The organism is Polaribacter porphyrae (assembly GCF_002954685.1).
Taxonomy (GTDB): Bacteria; Bacteroidota; Bacteroidia; order Flavobacteriales; family Flavobacteriaceae; genus Polaribacter; species Polaribacter porphyrae.
The window spans coordinates 2,498,517-2,513,050 of the sequence record NZ_MSCN01000001.1 but is presented as its reverse complement, the minus strand read 5'-3'; the positions used below and the strand labels follow the sequence as shown (position 1 = coordinate 2,513,050).

Below are 14,534 nucleotides of genomic sequence, written 5' to 3'. Positions count from 1 at the left end.
TCTAAAAACTAACATTTAATGATACTAAAAAAGTTCTTGTGGCAGGATTGGTAAAATAATCAATACCAAAACCATTGGTTACACCAGTTTGATTGGTTTGCGGATCTACACCTTGAATGTCAGACCATAAAAACAAGTTTCTTCCTGTAATATTAATGGTTGCAGAAGAAAGTTTTGTCGCTTTTTTAAATCTTTTTGATTTTAAAGTATAACCAAGAGTAACTTCACTTAAACGTGTCCAAGAAGCATCTTGATTTATAGCAAATTCATTAATTACAGAATCTCCAAAACCCTGAACAGTGGTGTAATAAGGTTCATTCAGTAATACAGGTCCTGCTCCAAAATCTTTAATATTTCCTCTTACTTCAACTCCTGCAGGATGTACAACACCTGCATAATCTGTAATTGGAACATCTGGAGTAACTACGTTTCCAACATCTGCATGGGTACCAAAACTGCTTAAAATAAAGCGAGTTCTTTCTGCAAATGCACCACCTTGAGAATGCTCTACCAAAATATTAGCAGAAAAGTTTTTATAATTTAATTTTAAACCTGCTCCACCTCTCCAATCTGGGTTTGGGTCACCAATTACACCTTCTTCTTCAGCTATTTGAGGAAATCCGTTTGCATCTAAATCAAAAGAACCATCAGCATTTCTCCTTGCTCTAGAACCCCAAAGTACACCTAACTGCTCCCCTAAAACTGCTCTAGAGCTGATAGATTGAGTTGTTAAAGGGATGGAATTTGTACCTTTTATTTGTGTAACTTCATTACGGTTGTTATTAAAGTTCCCATAAATAGAGGCTTTTAACCCTTTTCTTTGATTAATAAACTTATAATCGAAATCTATTTCTATACCTCTATTTTGCATTGTAGCTCCATTATCATAGATGTTGTCTGCACCAGAACTAGGAGATAAAGGCACTCTAAATAAAATATCTCTGATTTCATTAAAATAATAGGTTACATTTAATTTTAATCTTTTATCAAATAAAGAAAAATCTAAACCAGCTTCATATTCTGTTTTAATTTCTGGCTTCAAATTAGGATTTCCTAAATTATTATTAAATCGAAAGCCTCCTCCAAATTGAAGTAGCTCTAAAGGGTCTCCAAAATCTGAATACGTTGGAGATTCATACGTAGTTTGAGCTCTGTGTGGGAGTGGTTCTACGCCTACTTGCCCAACACCTAAACGTAGTTTTGCCGTATTTACAAAGTCTAGATTACCAATAACTTCTGTTTCTGAAAAAAGCCAAGAAAAATCTACAGAAGGATAAAAGAAAGCACCATTTATGGTTGAAGCTTTTTCAACTGCAGCTGTTGTATTTAAAAAGAATTGATTTTTATACTCAAAACCAGCTGTGTAAAAGACTCTAAACTTTCGTCTTCTAGTAATAAAATTCCTAGGAAGTTCTGGATCTGAATTATTTGTAAAAGTTTGTGCATCGCTATTAATTAAAAATTGTTGCGCTCTGTTATAAACTGATTTTCTTAATTGACTGTTGTAATTATACCCTAAAATAAAGTTACCATTTAGGTTTTCATTTAAGCTAAACGTTTTAGTTCTAGCAATAAAATCAACATTAAATATACTTCTATTAATATTATCTAATTGAAAACGACCTGCACCTCTTCCTGCTGTATTTATTGGAAAGAAATATCTTCTTTCATCAAAATACGTATCATAACTAGGTCTTAATTTTAAAGAGAGCCAATGGTTTACCTTATAATCGAAATCTGATGAAAATATTATTCTATCCACAACACTTGGGCTTTCTTGATTAAAAACTGTCCATAATGCGTTGTTGTAACCAGGATTAGCAGATGCGCCTATCGGATTTCTGTAAGAACGCTGTCTTCCTCTAGAAGGAACTCCATTAGTATCAAAATAAGTACCTTCATAACCTGAAATGTCAAAGTCTGGTGATGCTCTTAATAATCCTAAAAAAAGACCTGCAAAATTAGAACCTTGTTGTATTCTATTTGATTCTGTTCTTGTATATCTAATTCTAGTGTTTACTTTTAATTTTTCATCAAACTTATATCTTCCACTAAAAAAAGCGGATGTTCTTTTGTAATTACTTCTTTTAATAATACCATTTTGATTGGCATGACTAAAACTTAAATAATAACTTCCGTTATCATTTGCGTTACTCATACTAATAAATTGTTTTGTAGAAAAAGCTTTTTGTATTACCTGATCTTGGTTTGACTGCACAAATGTTTCTTGAGAGTTTTTAGTTTGTATTCTTAACCATTCTCTATTATTTTGATCTAAAAAATAGCCTTCTTGATCTTTTGGAAAAAATACATCTGGTGCCCCAGAGCGTTCGGAAATTCTATCTCCCCAAGAAAAACTATCTGTTATTGTGTTGCTATATACACCTCCTCTACCTTGTCCAAAAGTTTCTTGTAAACCATGCATTCTAGAAATCTCATCCATATAATAAGAACTCCTATAACGCACTTTAATTTTACCTGTATTTTTACCTCTTTTTGTAGTAATTACTATTACACCATTAGCTGCTTGAGAACCCCAAACTGCTGCTGCAGAAGCTCCTTTTAAAAAGTTTATAGTTTCTATATCATCATCACTAATATCATTTAACCTAGATTGTTGAGAAGTACCTCCATCAGGATCATTACTTCCGTTAAAATTGTCATTACTAATTGGTACACCATCTAAAATAATTAAAGGCTGTGAGTTTCCTGTTATGGTGTTTGCTCCTCTAAATTGAATAATAGAACCTGCACCTGGATCACCATTAGAACGTGCTATTCTTACACCAGAAACCTTACCTTGCAAAGCGTTAATTAAATTTACTTCTCCAGTATTTTCTATATCTTCGGATTTTAAGGTAGATACTGTTGCTCCTAAAGTTCTTTTGTCTACTTGGATGCCTAGTGCATTTACTACAATCTCATCTAAACTTTCTGCATCCTCTTCTAAAACAACAACTATTTTTAATTTATTCTCTACTGATAACTCAAGTGTTTTATAACCCAAATACCTGAAAACTAAAATGGAGTTATCTTTTGAGACTTTAATGCTAAATTTACCATCAAAATCTGTTACCACCCCTTTTTTTGTACCTTTTTCAGAGATAGACACGTTAGGTAATAAACCTGTATTGTCTTTAACTGTACCAGTTACAGTTTTTTGAGATGATAAATAACAAGTTGATAATAACATTGTTATTAATAAAATTTTTTTAATCATTGCTTTGGTTTAAATTTCTGATTGATAGAACTCTATTTTGAGCTTTTAAGCCCCAAAAGGGGTACAGGTTAGAAACCTGTACCAGGAGATTCTGGGCTTTGTGCTTGTGCTTTTTGAGGATTTAAAATCATATATGTTCCTAAAGCAGTTAATGCTGCATATTTACCGTAATTTCCTATTTTTTTAATAGCATCTTTACGAGTAATCTCTTGTTTATTTTCAGTTTGTTTTTTCATCTTGTAGTAATATTTAAAATTCTCGTAAGTTTATTATTCTAAAGTTATTTTTTTGTTTAGTTTACCAGTTTCGGTTTCTAATTGAACTATGTAAACACCTGTTGCTAAATTTGGTAAGTCAATATCTTTAATACCTTTTGAAGTGAAAGAGGTGTTTAATACTTGCTTTCCTAAAATGTTGAATAATTTTAAACTCGCTTTTCCTTCAGATAAACCAGTGACTCTTAATGTTGAGCTATTTATTTTATAGATACTTATATTATCTTCTAAACTTAAATTATCTGTATTTAAAACACTAGATTTTGTGTGTAAGTAAAAACGTCCAATTCCATCAGATTTTTCTGTTAGAGTCACTTTATAATTGCTATTGGTTTCATCTAATCTTGTAAAAGTGTTTGTTAGTTTATCTTCTAAAAACACTTTTATTCCTGTTGGTAAGTTTAGGCTTTCAGTTGTAAAAGTTATTTCTTTATTAGCATCTGCATTTAAACCAATAGGAATTACCATATTCTCGTAATCTGAATTTGGTAAAGACTGTACTTGAAAGTTTTTACCTTGGCTTTCAGAAACCAAATGTGAATAAATTGCAAATTTGTTTGGTGTAGCTCCAAATAACTCACCTTCATAACCTACATCAAAACCTTTTGTAGCATTATCTAAATAAAATATTTTGTTGTAGTTTTTTATAGAACCGTCTGTAATCCACAAACTAATTTCAGTTTTTCCTGCCCCTTTTTGAAAAGTATCAGTTCCGCTATTATTACTTTGATTAGATTCAGAAAAGTTAAAGTTGGTATTTCCAGAAGCATTGGCTTGTACAAAGAAACCTTGACCAGGTGAAACTATAAAATTTTCACCAGCAGTTTTTACTTCATACTCGCCATCTGTCCCTAATGTTTGATTCCAAACCCAAATTGTTTTTGTGTCAGAAACAGATCCGTTTCCATTTAAGAAAGTAGCACTACTTAAGTAAGATGCATAAGGGTTACTTAAAACGTTAAAACGATTGCCAGTAGTTAAAAGTGTTACATTAACACCAGCATTGTCAGTATTAATTGTTCCTGTGTAAGAAATATCACCTGTTGTACTTCCTCTTTTCAAAGAAAATCCTTGCCCTGGACTAAAAGTGCCTGCATTACTATCATCATCTTCTAAATAAGACCAAGAATCTGAAGCTGTATTGTATGTAGCTAAACCTCTTCTTGTTGCACTTGTTGCTAAACCATTTGTTGTTGCATAAGCATCAGTATAAGCTTGACCAACAACAGGAGAACCTGTTAAATGCCATCCTTTTAAATTACCTGCTACAAATGTTAATTCTCTATTGTAAGTTATATTTCCTGAAGATGAACCTTCTACAATTAAAGAACCTCCAGAATTGATATTTAGTGTACCTGCATCAATTAAATTACCTGTAACTTTTAATGAATGAGTTTCATCAATTGTTAAAGTTCCTTTTACATCTAAATTTGTAACTTCTAAATTATTTACATTTATTGTTACTGTTCTACCAGCAGGAATCACTACATTTTCAGCAGAAGTTGGTTTAGTTCCTTTACTCCAATTCGCGTCTAAATCCCAAATTCCACTTGCTAAGTTAAAACTATTTTCAAATGTTGCTGTAAGCGTTGTTAATGGGGTTGTACCATCTGCTTGAAAACCTGGTGAGAAATTATTACTCCCAGTAAGGGTTGTATGTTCTACAAAAGTATCACCTGTAATTTCAGGACTTCTATTTATAGATTGATTGTTTGTTGCTGAACCATATTGATGAACAAAAACAATATTATCACTAGCATCTTTAATGTAAATAGTTTGACCCCCATTAAACAAAGTAAAACCACTTGAGCATGTTAATACTGTTGCACCACCAAATCCACCAGTAGGTACTGCTGCATCATTAAAAAGAACTAATGCTTCTCCTTGTGCAATTGTGGTTGCTCCAAATGTATGGCTAGGTGTATCTGAATTTATTCCATCTATATCGTATAATTTATATCCATTAAGATTTATTGAAGCTCCAGAATTATTAACAAATTCTAAAAATTCATCATTAGACGCATCTCTTGTTCCATTTCCATCTGCATCTCCAGTAATATCACTAGCAGGATCTGCATGTATTTCATTTAAAACTAGAATATTTGTAACAGAAGATTGTAAAACACCAGGACTAAAATTGGCTCCATTAATAGCATTATGTTTTATAAAACGACCTGTAATAGCAGGTAATCTTTCTAAAGATTGGTTATCACCTGTATCTAAATCTAATATGTTAGAGCCATTGGGGTCAAATGTTATCACATTAGCATCAGAAGCATCATCAACAATTACTTTATCACCTGAATTTAATAAAGATAAGCTACTACAAGTTTCAGCAGTAGTATTAGGCAAAGCATTTATAGTAGAAACGTCCCCACCACCAAAAATAACATAGACACCACCAGCTGGAATGATAACTGTAACATCTGCAACATCATCACCATTAGTATCTCCTACTACGTGTCTTAAAGTTTTAGTTACACCATCAGCAGTTTCATCTGATATTTTATATCCAGTAATATCTAGAGGAGTTGAATTTGAATTTACAAACTCTAGAAACTCATCATTATCACTACTTCTTGTACCATCCCCATTTGCATCTCCTGAAATGTCTGTTGCTGGATCATAATGTGCTTCATTTAAAACTAATTGTGCAGAAGTAGTTGCACATATAATTGAGAATAAAAATAATAAATAAAATTTCTTCATGATTTTTTGTTTTATTTGATTAAGATTTTTTTGTTAAGATTACCATATAAACTATTGTTTATATTTATTAAATAAACACCTTTAGCCATTTCAGATAAATTAAAGCTGTTTGTGTTTTTTATATTAAATGTTTTTTGAAAAACTTTTCTCCCTAAAATATTATAGATTTTTAAATTATTTTGTCCTTCTAAATTTCCTTCAATTCGTAAGGTATTATTGTTAGCTACATATACTTTTATATTTTTTCCTAAAAAATTACCAACACTTAAAGCTGCAGAAAAGTTTGTACCATCTATTTTTTTACCTGGCGAGAATCTTGCAGTAACTCCATCTATAGCATCGTGTTTTACAAAATTACCTGTAATATCTGGGCTTCTTGTATAAGATCTGAAATCATTCCAAGTATCAACAACACTATTACTACCAAAACCAGTAACATAATTATCATTTGCATCAGAAATAACCATAAAATCTCCAGCATCTGTAAGGCTCAATAATCCACTACTGGCAGTGTGTACTGTTGCAATTCCAAAATCTGCAGTTAATGTACCTCCTGAAAACACTACGTAAGCTTCACCTGCTGGAATAACTGTTGATGCAGGCACAACGTGTCTTGGTGTGCCAGAAAACGCAGCAGAAACTCCATCTAGAAATAAATTTGTTCTATCAAAAAATTTGTAACCACTAATATCTATTGCTTGATTTGTTGTATTAATAATCTCTAAAAATTCATTTTCTACACCTCCTGTTCCATCTCCATTAGCATCTCCTGTGTTAGTTCCAGGTCTTACAAAAATCTCATTGATAATCAAATCTCCACCTGTTGGTAATGTTGGTAGTTCTCCTGGACTTTGATATTGACCATTTAAACCTAAATGATAACCAAAATCTCCAGTTACTGCTGGATACCTAGTTAAAGATTGATTTGCTCCTGCTTCTAATCCAAAAGTTTCTGGCATTGCAGGGTCTCCTTCTGTTCTTCCATCTGCATAAGGTATTTCATCATCATTAAAACTGATTACTACATTGCTAGATGCATCTGTTATTGTTAAAATTTCGCCACTATTAGTAAGTCCTAAACTTGAACAAGTTTCAAAAATAACGTTTGGTAAAGCCGCTTTTATTGTAGTTAAATCTCCACCACCAAAAACCACATAAATTCCTCCAGCTGGGAGAATAACAGATACGTCAGCTACATCGTCATTGTCTGTATCTCCTATTACGTGTCTAGGATCATCTGTATTTGCTATATCATCAAATCTAGTTGCATCATAAATTTTATAACCAGAGATATCTAAAGGAGTATTTCCACTATTTATAAGCTCTAAAAATTCATCATTATCAGAGCTTCTGGTGCCATCTCTATTTGCATCACCTGCTAAACCTACTGAAGCTGGATCAAATAGTGCTTCATTAAGCACTAACTGTGCTGAAAATGAAGTGCTTGCCATTAAAAAAAGGGATAAAATGTAAATTTTCTTCATACTTTTAGTTTTTATTTATTTTTATTGTTGATTAAAATTTTCATCATTTCGTTTGCAGCAACTTCACTTTTAAATTTTATGAAGCTTTTTGGTGTTTTATCACCTACTTCATAAGTTAATGCTACTGCTTTGTGTGCTTTAAAAAACCATGCTTTTGAAACTGGTTTTCCTGGGTTTGAACCTCTTTTGTTAACTTTATACGTGGGGATGTTTTTCTCTAAAGCGTTAAACCATTCTTTCTCAAAATTAGGCATACTCGTAGAAGCTTTATCTTTATTTGTATAATACACATCTTTTGATGTTGAGTGAAAATCTATACCTAAAATTATTTTAGATTCACCTTCTATTTTACTTTTTTCAATAAAATTTACAACTTGTTTTATTTCTGGTTGATTATATATTGACCAATCTCTATTTAAATCCACACCACCATAATTATGTCTCCAATGTCCTAAATCTACTCCATCAGGATTTACAATTGGAAAAGCCAAGACTCTATATTTGGTCAAAAAATCATCAGATAGTTTTGATTCGTTTAAAATAGTTTTTAAAAAGTTTTGAAACGCATAATAACCTGTAAGTTCTGGCGGATGCTGACGCGTTAAAATCACAATTATTTCTTTGTTTTTTTTACCACCTTTATAAATATCTAAAACAGGAATATTTTTGCCTAAATATGATTTACCTGCACTATATGTTTTTACAAAAATTTCTTTATTTTTAATTAAACCTGTATACCAATTTTTTACATCTGTTGAGTTATGTATTTCTTGAGCTGCAACTGTTAGTGTATCTGTTGTTAAATTTACTTTAATTGTTGTAAAACCTCTTTTTTTACTTATGCTGCTGTTATTTATAGTAGACCATTCTCCATTTTTTTTAAGTTTTGGAATGTATCTATGATTATAATCTTCTGGGTAAATGAATTTTAGATAAAACGATTTAGATTCTTCAGACCAAATTTTAAAACCATAATTTGCACTATTATTTATCGGTTCGTTTTCTGGGTTTATGACTACTAAAGCTGTGCTATCGTTTAATTTTTTGAAGTTATTTAATCTAGCACCATCAAACTTATTACTTGCACAAACTCCTATATTTTCGAGTCTGTAGATTTTTTTTTCTTGCAAATCAATTTTTTTAGAAATTGTATTTACATATTTATCAAAAGTAATTTTTTTAGCTAAAATCTCATCTTTAGCAGTTTTAGATGCTCCACAACCAAATAATAATATTACAAATGATATGTAAAATAGGTTATCTAAAAATTTAATTTTAATCAAAATTTATTATATAAAATTGCTGTATTATTATAAAAAATTAAATATATTGAAATAAATCGCTACATTGCACCTACCAATTCAAAAAAATTTTACCTACCAATTTGCAGTTTAATATTAAAAACTTATTGCTAGAATCAAAAAAGTGGAAACTAAAAGGGGAGGCTTTACACAGTAAACTTTACTTATCTATCAAAGAATTAATTATAAATGGGAGTATTCCTTTCGAAACTAGGCTTCCACCTAGCAGAATTTTAGCCAAAGATTTATCAATAAGTAGAAGCACTGTTTTAAAAGCTTTTGACTTATTATCTTTTGAAAGATTTATTTCTTCTAAAAAGGGTTCTGGGTATTATGTTAGTTTTAGAGTTAAAAAGAAAGAACTGAAAAATGAAAACTTAAGTTTAAAATATCCATCTATTTCTAAAAGAGCTCGCCTTTTTGAAAAATATAACCCAGATGTAATCGATAATTTTTCAAAAAAAAATATTGCATTTAGACCAGGTCTTCCTCCTTTAGATATTTTTCCAGTTCAAACTTGGAAAAATCTATCTAATAAATATTGGAGAAATGCCACTCCTACAAGTTTATCTTATGCACCTTCAGAAGGTTTAACAGATTTACGAGTTTCTATATCGAATTATCTTAAAATTTACAGAAATTTAGATTGTGATTTTCAGCAAGTAATTATTACTTCTGGCTCTTTGCATGCCCTTTATTTGGTTGGGAATGCTATAATTGATAATTCTGATAAGGTAGTTATGGAAAACCCTACTTACCCTAGAGCTCATAATCTATTTAAAAGTTTAAATGCAGAAATTATACCTTGCGAAATAGATAGTAAAGGGTTGATGATTGATAGTATAAAAAATACAAATGCTAAACTTATTTATACAACTCCATCTAATCAATATCCTTTAGGTGTAAAAATGACTAAAAAAAGAAGAGTTGAACTTTTAAAATGGGCTAGCAAGAATAATTCTTTAATTATTGAAGATGATTATGATCATGAATTTAGTAATTGGGAAAAACCTAAACCTTCACTATTTAGTCTAGACAAAGAAAATAGAGTTATTTATCAAGGTACTTTTAATAAACTATTACATCCATCTTTACGAATAGGATATTTAATTTTACCAAAGTATTTATTAAAACCAGTAAAATCTATCTATGAACAGTCTAGTAGATTTGTAAATCTTTCTAATCAAATAATTTTAAATAATTTTATAAAAAAAGATTATCTAAACAGACATATTAGAAACGTTATTAATGTATCTTTAAAAAGGAAATTACTTTTTATTGAATTAACAAAAAGTAGTTTAAAAATTAACTCAAATAAAAGTGGACTCCATGTAATTGGAGAGTTAAAAAATAAGTTTGATGATAAAAAAATTCACAAAATTTTATTAAAAAACGATGTTGTAGCTTTTCCTTTATCTAACTATTATATTACGAAAGAGCAAAGAAATGGGATTGTATTAGGTTATTCTTCTGTAAATGAAAAAGTAATGAAAGATAAAACATTGATTTTAAATTATATTTTGAATTCATAAAAATAATTTATAACTCTTGTTGCCAAAGAAATTTTCAATAAAAACAGTACTTATTTCTTCAAAAATTTTATTTTTTTATTATTAATATCTAAAAAGTAGCAGCCAGAGTTTAAATGAGAAATATCTATAACATTTTTTTTCTTTTCTTTACCAATAAAACTTCCAAGTATAGAATAAATCTTTATATCTGTTTCAATACCTTCAATATTTAAAATGTCGTTAGCAGGATTAGGATAAATTTTAATACTATTTTTAATATTGATATCACTTATAGACAAAGAACTCATTAGTATATATTGCAAAGCATCTTTTGCCATTTTTCTTCCTTCGTGAGAAATACCAGAAACTTCGTGTTTTTCCCAATTGAATTGCACATTCATATTTTGAGCAGTTGTTTCGCTAGTTTCAAAATAATAACGTCCTCTTTCCAATCTATGCAAACCTTGTTGATTATCTACTATTGTATTATGCCTTAAACCAGCAGCATTTGGGTCATTATCATCTTTACCTAAATGTATTATTAATTTTTTAGTGAAGGCTTTCTCTAAATCAGAATAGGGGAGTTGTCCATTTTGAATTCCATAAGGAAAAACAACAGTATTTTCTGGCACTGTATACCAACCAGCATTAGAACAAACAGCAATATCTAATTTGCTCTCTGGCATATAGGTTACAAAACGATGTAGAAATTGTGAACCAGCTGAATGCCCCCAAGCATTATACTTTTGTTGTGTGCCAGAAATATCAGCCTTTATTGTCTCAAAAATTGGATCTATAACAGAAAATGTCCACTCATTTTTCGGGTTGAATGTAGATATACTTGGGTTATCACCATCATCAAAAATATTAGCTAAATTATATTTATCTCCAGTTGGGAAATCTGCATCAGAAAACTCTGGCGCAAATACCATAAATCCGTTTGCATTTGCCATAGAAATCCAATAATCTCTATAATCATCTGCATTTCTATTAACTCCATGGAAAGAGAAAATAATGGGCATTTTTGTAATATCTCCATTTGGGATATGATAAAACACCTTTATCTGCTTATTATTTAGTGGAACTTCTGGAGTATAAATAAAAAAACCAGTAGAATTTGAACTTAAATTTTGACCAAAAACACTAAAAGAAAACATCAGAAAAAAAAGAAATAATACTTTACTTTTTTCCATAAAACAATATCTATAAATTACAATATACTAAATTAAAAAGCAATCTGAAATAGTACTTCAAATTGAGAAATACTACTACCAATTGATGGGTTTAAATTAGAATAAGCTGTTTGTACTTTTAAATTATTGCCTTTAAAATATTTGGTTAAACCAATAGTAAATGCGTTTGCATCTTGCAAAATTGAAGCTGTTTGGTTTTCAAATTCTGGACTCATACTTTCATAGCGAACATCAAAACTATAGCCACTTTTTGTTACATAACCTGTTTGAACATTAAAACTATCTCCCAAAACTAAAAATTGACTGATTTGTGTTGGTGCTAATAATTGTGTTGCATTTGCATCTGTATATACCAAATCTAAATTGCCAGCACTTGTGTTTACATATTCTGCTAAAAATGAAAAACCTTGGTATTTTAATAATATATCTGAATACAGTTGATTATAATCTGGCAAATTATTTGCACCATTAGCATCATACAGTAAAAAATCGCTGTGACCTTCTCCATTTGCGTTGCTTGCTCCTTTATTTGAACTTCCTGCAAAACCAACAACAAGTTTTAGCTTTTCTTCTCTACCTAAATCTGCACTTGTTAAATCGTTTCCATCTTTAAAATACCCTAAAGGATATAAATCTAAACGACCTCCAATCTTTAAACCTCCCAAATCTGTATCTCTAGAGTTTGCACCAAAAGAATTTCGTCCATCTCCAGAAGTGACAGCTAACATTGGTACTATTCCGAATTTTTCTCCAAATTTAGACTCTATAAAAACTCCAAATTCACGACCTGTACTACTAAAAGTTTGGCTTAAAAAACTACGATCGTTAAATTGTAATCGATCTTCTCTGTAGGTCATTTCTCTATTATTGACAAAAGTTTGCTTCTGACCAAAACTAATGGTGATATTTTCTGTTGGATGATACCCAATCCAAGCATCCATTAAAGGATCTGATAAACTATAATCTAGCTGAATTAAAAAACTCACTTTTTCTTTTTTTGCATTTCCAGAAAATTGCAAAAATGTTCTTTTAGAATTAAAATTGTTATCTGCATCAGAACCCGACATTTTAATATTTTGATAAGAGGGTTGAATAAAACCGCCTAAATTAAAATGATAATCGCCATCATTAAAAGAAAAGTCTAAACCGTTTCCTAGACTAAACATTGCTTTGTTTCGTTCTTCATCTTCAAATTCATCATCATCTTGTGCAATTGCAAAAAATGGAATACAAACACATATTAAAGTACAAAGTGTTTTTGTGTAATTAAAATTCTGAAATCGTTTCATATTCGATTGTATTTATTCTTTTATTTTAAAATTCTGTAAATAGGTAATATTGCGTCTTTTTTTGTTCTGATTAAACCAAAAGTTACAAAGCTATTTGGTGCTTCTGGTTCTAAAACTTCTACAACTAAATTTGCATTTTTTTGGTCTAAAGAAACTTTAAAGGTCCCTTTTGGAAAGTTCTTATTTAAAGTATGCAACTCTGTTTTTACTTTTTGTAAATTCATCTGTTCATACTTTTTTGAGTTTCTTTTGTAAGCAATAATTTTATAAGCTTCTACTTCTGTTTCTGTATCTTCATCTAATGTTGTTACTTTTACACCCAATACTTTTAGTTTTGCTATAATTTTTTGCTGATTTGCATCAATTAAATACGCTTTGGGTGTTGGTCTTGTTAGCGTTGCTGATGATAACCAAGCGTCTCTTTTTATAACCTCTAACTCAATAATTTCTTCTGTATCTAAATCTAGCACTTTTACTTTTCCTTTGTAGACTCTCCTTTTACTATTAACTACAATTTCTTTTTGAGTATCTATGGCCTTTTGAATGGTAGATTTAAGTTCCTTTTTATGTTTTATTGCCGTTTTTAAGTAAGAAATTGCCACTAAAAACATCGATTGTATTCTTCTCTTAAAACTAGTTCTACCTAAATTTACTCCTCTAATTTCTATTAAAGAAGAAACTGCATTGGTTAATGCATAATTTGTTGCACTAGATCTTGCACTTATAGAACCCTGTTTAAAATGAATATCTCCTTTGTATTTTGATGAAGATATATAAGGATGATTTCTTAATTTATTCTCTGTTAAAACATCAGAAGCATTTTTTACAAACACTTTTTGTGTAAATTCTCTTAAATTTTCTGGAATATTTAAGTTTGCACTGTACAAAAACATTACATCAAAAATATTTGCAACTCCAAAATTTCCTAATTTGGCAAAATCTTTTCTGTATGCAGTATATTCGTGAAAATCGACAGCAACTTCTGGAGTAAAATCAGAGAAAGCTTGTTTTAAAATAACACTTTCTTTTGCCATTAATTTGGTTTGATCTCTATTTAAATCTAACCCATTAGCTGCATATCTATCTTTTTTAAGATAACCATCTATATTAGCCATTGGTATTACAGCTAAATCAATATCATCTAATAAATGTTTGTAGTTTTCATCATTTAAAAGCTGATACATTATATACAAAACGCCTTCTGGACTTGCCATTTCATTTCCGTGCAAACCTCCTTGAAAAAACACTTTTATTTTTTCTTTTTTATTCGGGTTTGTCATTCTTACAAAAGGAATTTTTTTCCCTTTCTGACTTTCGCCTATGTAAGTAATCTGTACTTTTTTAGGATGATTTTTCTTTAAATCATCTATAAAAGCATATAATTCTTTGTCTGATGTATAGCCCTTTTTCTTTTTTAATGCTGGTGTTACATTTTTTACTTCCTCAAAATCTGGAAAGAATTTTTTAGTAATACTTTTTGTCTGCGGATTTAACTGCCCGAAAACACTTGCTGAAATAAATAAAAATAATATGTAGCTATATTTTATCATTC

The 14,534-nt window shown here is 30.1% G+C and carries 9 protein-coding genes; 1 reads left to right on the top strand and 8 read right to left on the bottom strand.

The features are described 5' to 3' along the window. Position 1: 1 nt before the first annotated feature. The 5 genes from BTO18_RS11230 to BTO18_RS11215 all read right to left on the bottom strand — a co-directional run bounded on the left by BTO18_RS11230 (position 2) and on the right by BTO18_RS11215 (position 8,971). On the bottom strand, positions 2-3,220 hold the full coding sequence (locus tag BTO18_RS11230) for a SusC/RagA family TonB-linked outer membrane protein (RefSeq protein WP_105016308.1): 3,219 nt from the start codon (positions 3,218-3,220) through the stop codon (positions 2-4). 68 nt (positions 3,221-3,288) lie between these two features. Next, a complete protein-coding gene (locus BTO18_RS17665; protein ID WP_170063260.1) occupies positions 3,289-3,456 on the bottom strand; it encodes a hypothetical protein in 168 nt (55 codons plus the stop codon). Positions 3,457-3,489: 33 nt separating this feature from the next. Continuing rightward, positions 3,490-6,204 carry a DUF8693 domain-containing protein gene (locus BTO18_RS11225; RefSeq protein WP_105016307.1) on the bottom strand — a complete coding sequence of 905 codons (2,715 nt, stop codon included), beginning with the start codon at positions 6,202-6,204 and terminating at the stop codon, positions 3,490-3,492. An 11-nt stretch (positions 6,205-6,215) separates the two neighbouring features. Further along, the gene (locus tag BTO18_RS11220) at positions 6,216-7,688 is read right to left on the bottom strand and encodes a lamin tail domain-containing protein (protein ID WP_105016306.1); all 1,473 of its coding nucleotides are present in this window, start codon (positions 7,686-7,688) and stop codon (positions 6,216-6,218) included. An 11-nt stretch (positions 7,689-7,699) separates the two neighbouring features. Next, positions 7,700-8,971, bottom strand: coding sequence for a M14 family metallopeptidase (locus tag BTO18_RS11215; RefSeq protein WP_226789086.1), 1,272 nt, complete (start codon positions 8,969-8,971; stop codon positions 7,700-7,702). Positions 8,972-9,096: 125 nt separating this feature from the next. Between BTO18_RS11215 and pdxR the strand changes: the two genes are divergently transcribed. Then, complete coding sequence (pdxR, locus tag BTO18_RS11210) at positions 9,097-10,521, top strand: MocR-like pyridoxine biosynthesis transcription factor PdxR (RefSeq protein WP_146106919.1); 1,425 nt, start codon at positions 9,097-9,099, stop codon at positions 10,519-10,521. 50 nt (positions 10,522-10,571) lie between these two features. Here the strand turns inward: pdxR and BTO18_RS11205 are convergent, their stop codons facing one another. The 3 genes from BTO18_RS11205 to BTO18_RS11195 are packed head-to-tail and all read right to left on the bottom strand — an operon-like array spanning position 10,572 to position 14,532. Then, positions 10,572-11,693: a T9SS type A sorting domain-containing protein gene (locus BTO18_RS11205; protein ID WP_105016304.1), complete on the bottom strand. Its 1,122-nt coding sequence runs from the start codon at positions 11,691-11,693 to the stop codon at positions 10,572-10,574. Between the two features lie 32 nt (positions 11,694-11,725). Then, a complete protein-coding gene (locus BTO18_RS11200) occupies positions 11,726-12,982 on the bottom strand; it encodes a putative porin (RefSeq protein WP_105016303.1) in 1,257 nt (418 codons plus the stop codon). Positions 12,983-13,002: 20 nt separating this feature from the next. Then, positions 13,003-14,532, bottom strand: a complete 1,530-nt coding sequence (locus tag BTO18_RS11195; protein ID WP_105016302.1) for a M14 family metallopeptidase — start codon at positions 14,530-14,532, stop codon at positions 13,003-13,005. Positions 14,533-14,534 lie beyond the last annotated feature (2 nt).

Coding starts and splice junctions, on each gene's coding strand:
- BTO18_RS11230 (WP_105016308.1), bottom strand. CDS start 3,220: ATGATTAAAAAAATTTTATTAATAACAATGTTATTATCAACTTGTTAT.
- BTO18_RS17665 (WP_170063260.1), bottom strand. CDS start 3,456: ATGAAAAAACAAACTGAAAATAAACAAGAGATTACTCGTAAAGATGCT.
- BTO18_RS11205 (WP_105016304.1), bottom strand. CDS start 11,693: ATGGAAAAAAGTAAAGTATTATTTCTTTTTTTTCTGATGTTTTCTTTT.
- BTO18_RS11200 (WP_105016303.1), bottom strand. CDS start 12,982: ATGAAACGATTTCAGAATTTTAATTACACAAAAACACTTTGTACTTTA.
- BTO18_RS11225 (WP_105016307.1), bottom strand. CDS start 6,204: ATGAAGAAATTTTATTTATTATTTTTATTCTCAATTATATGTGCAACT.
- BTO18_RS11195 (WP_105016302.1), bottom strand. CDS start 14,532: ATGATAAAATATAGCTACATATTATTTTTATTTATTTCAGCAAGTGTT.
- BTO18_RS11220 (WP_105016306.1), bottom strand. CDS start 7,688: ATGAAGAAAATTTACATTTTATCCCTTTTTTTAATGGCAAGCACTTCA.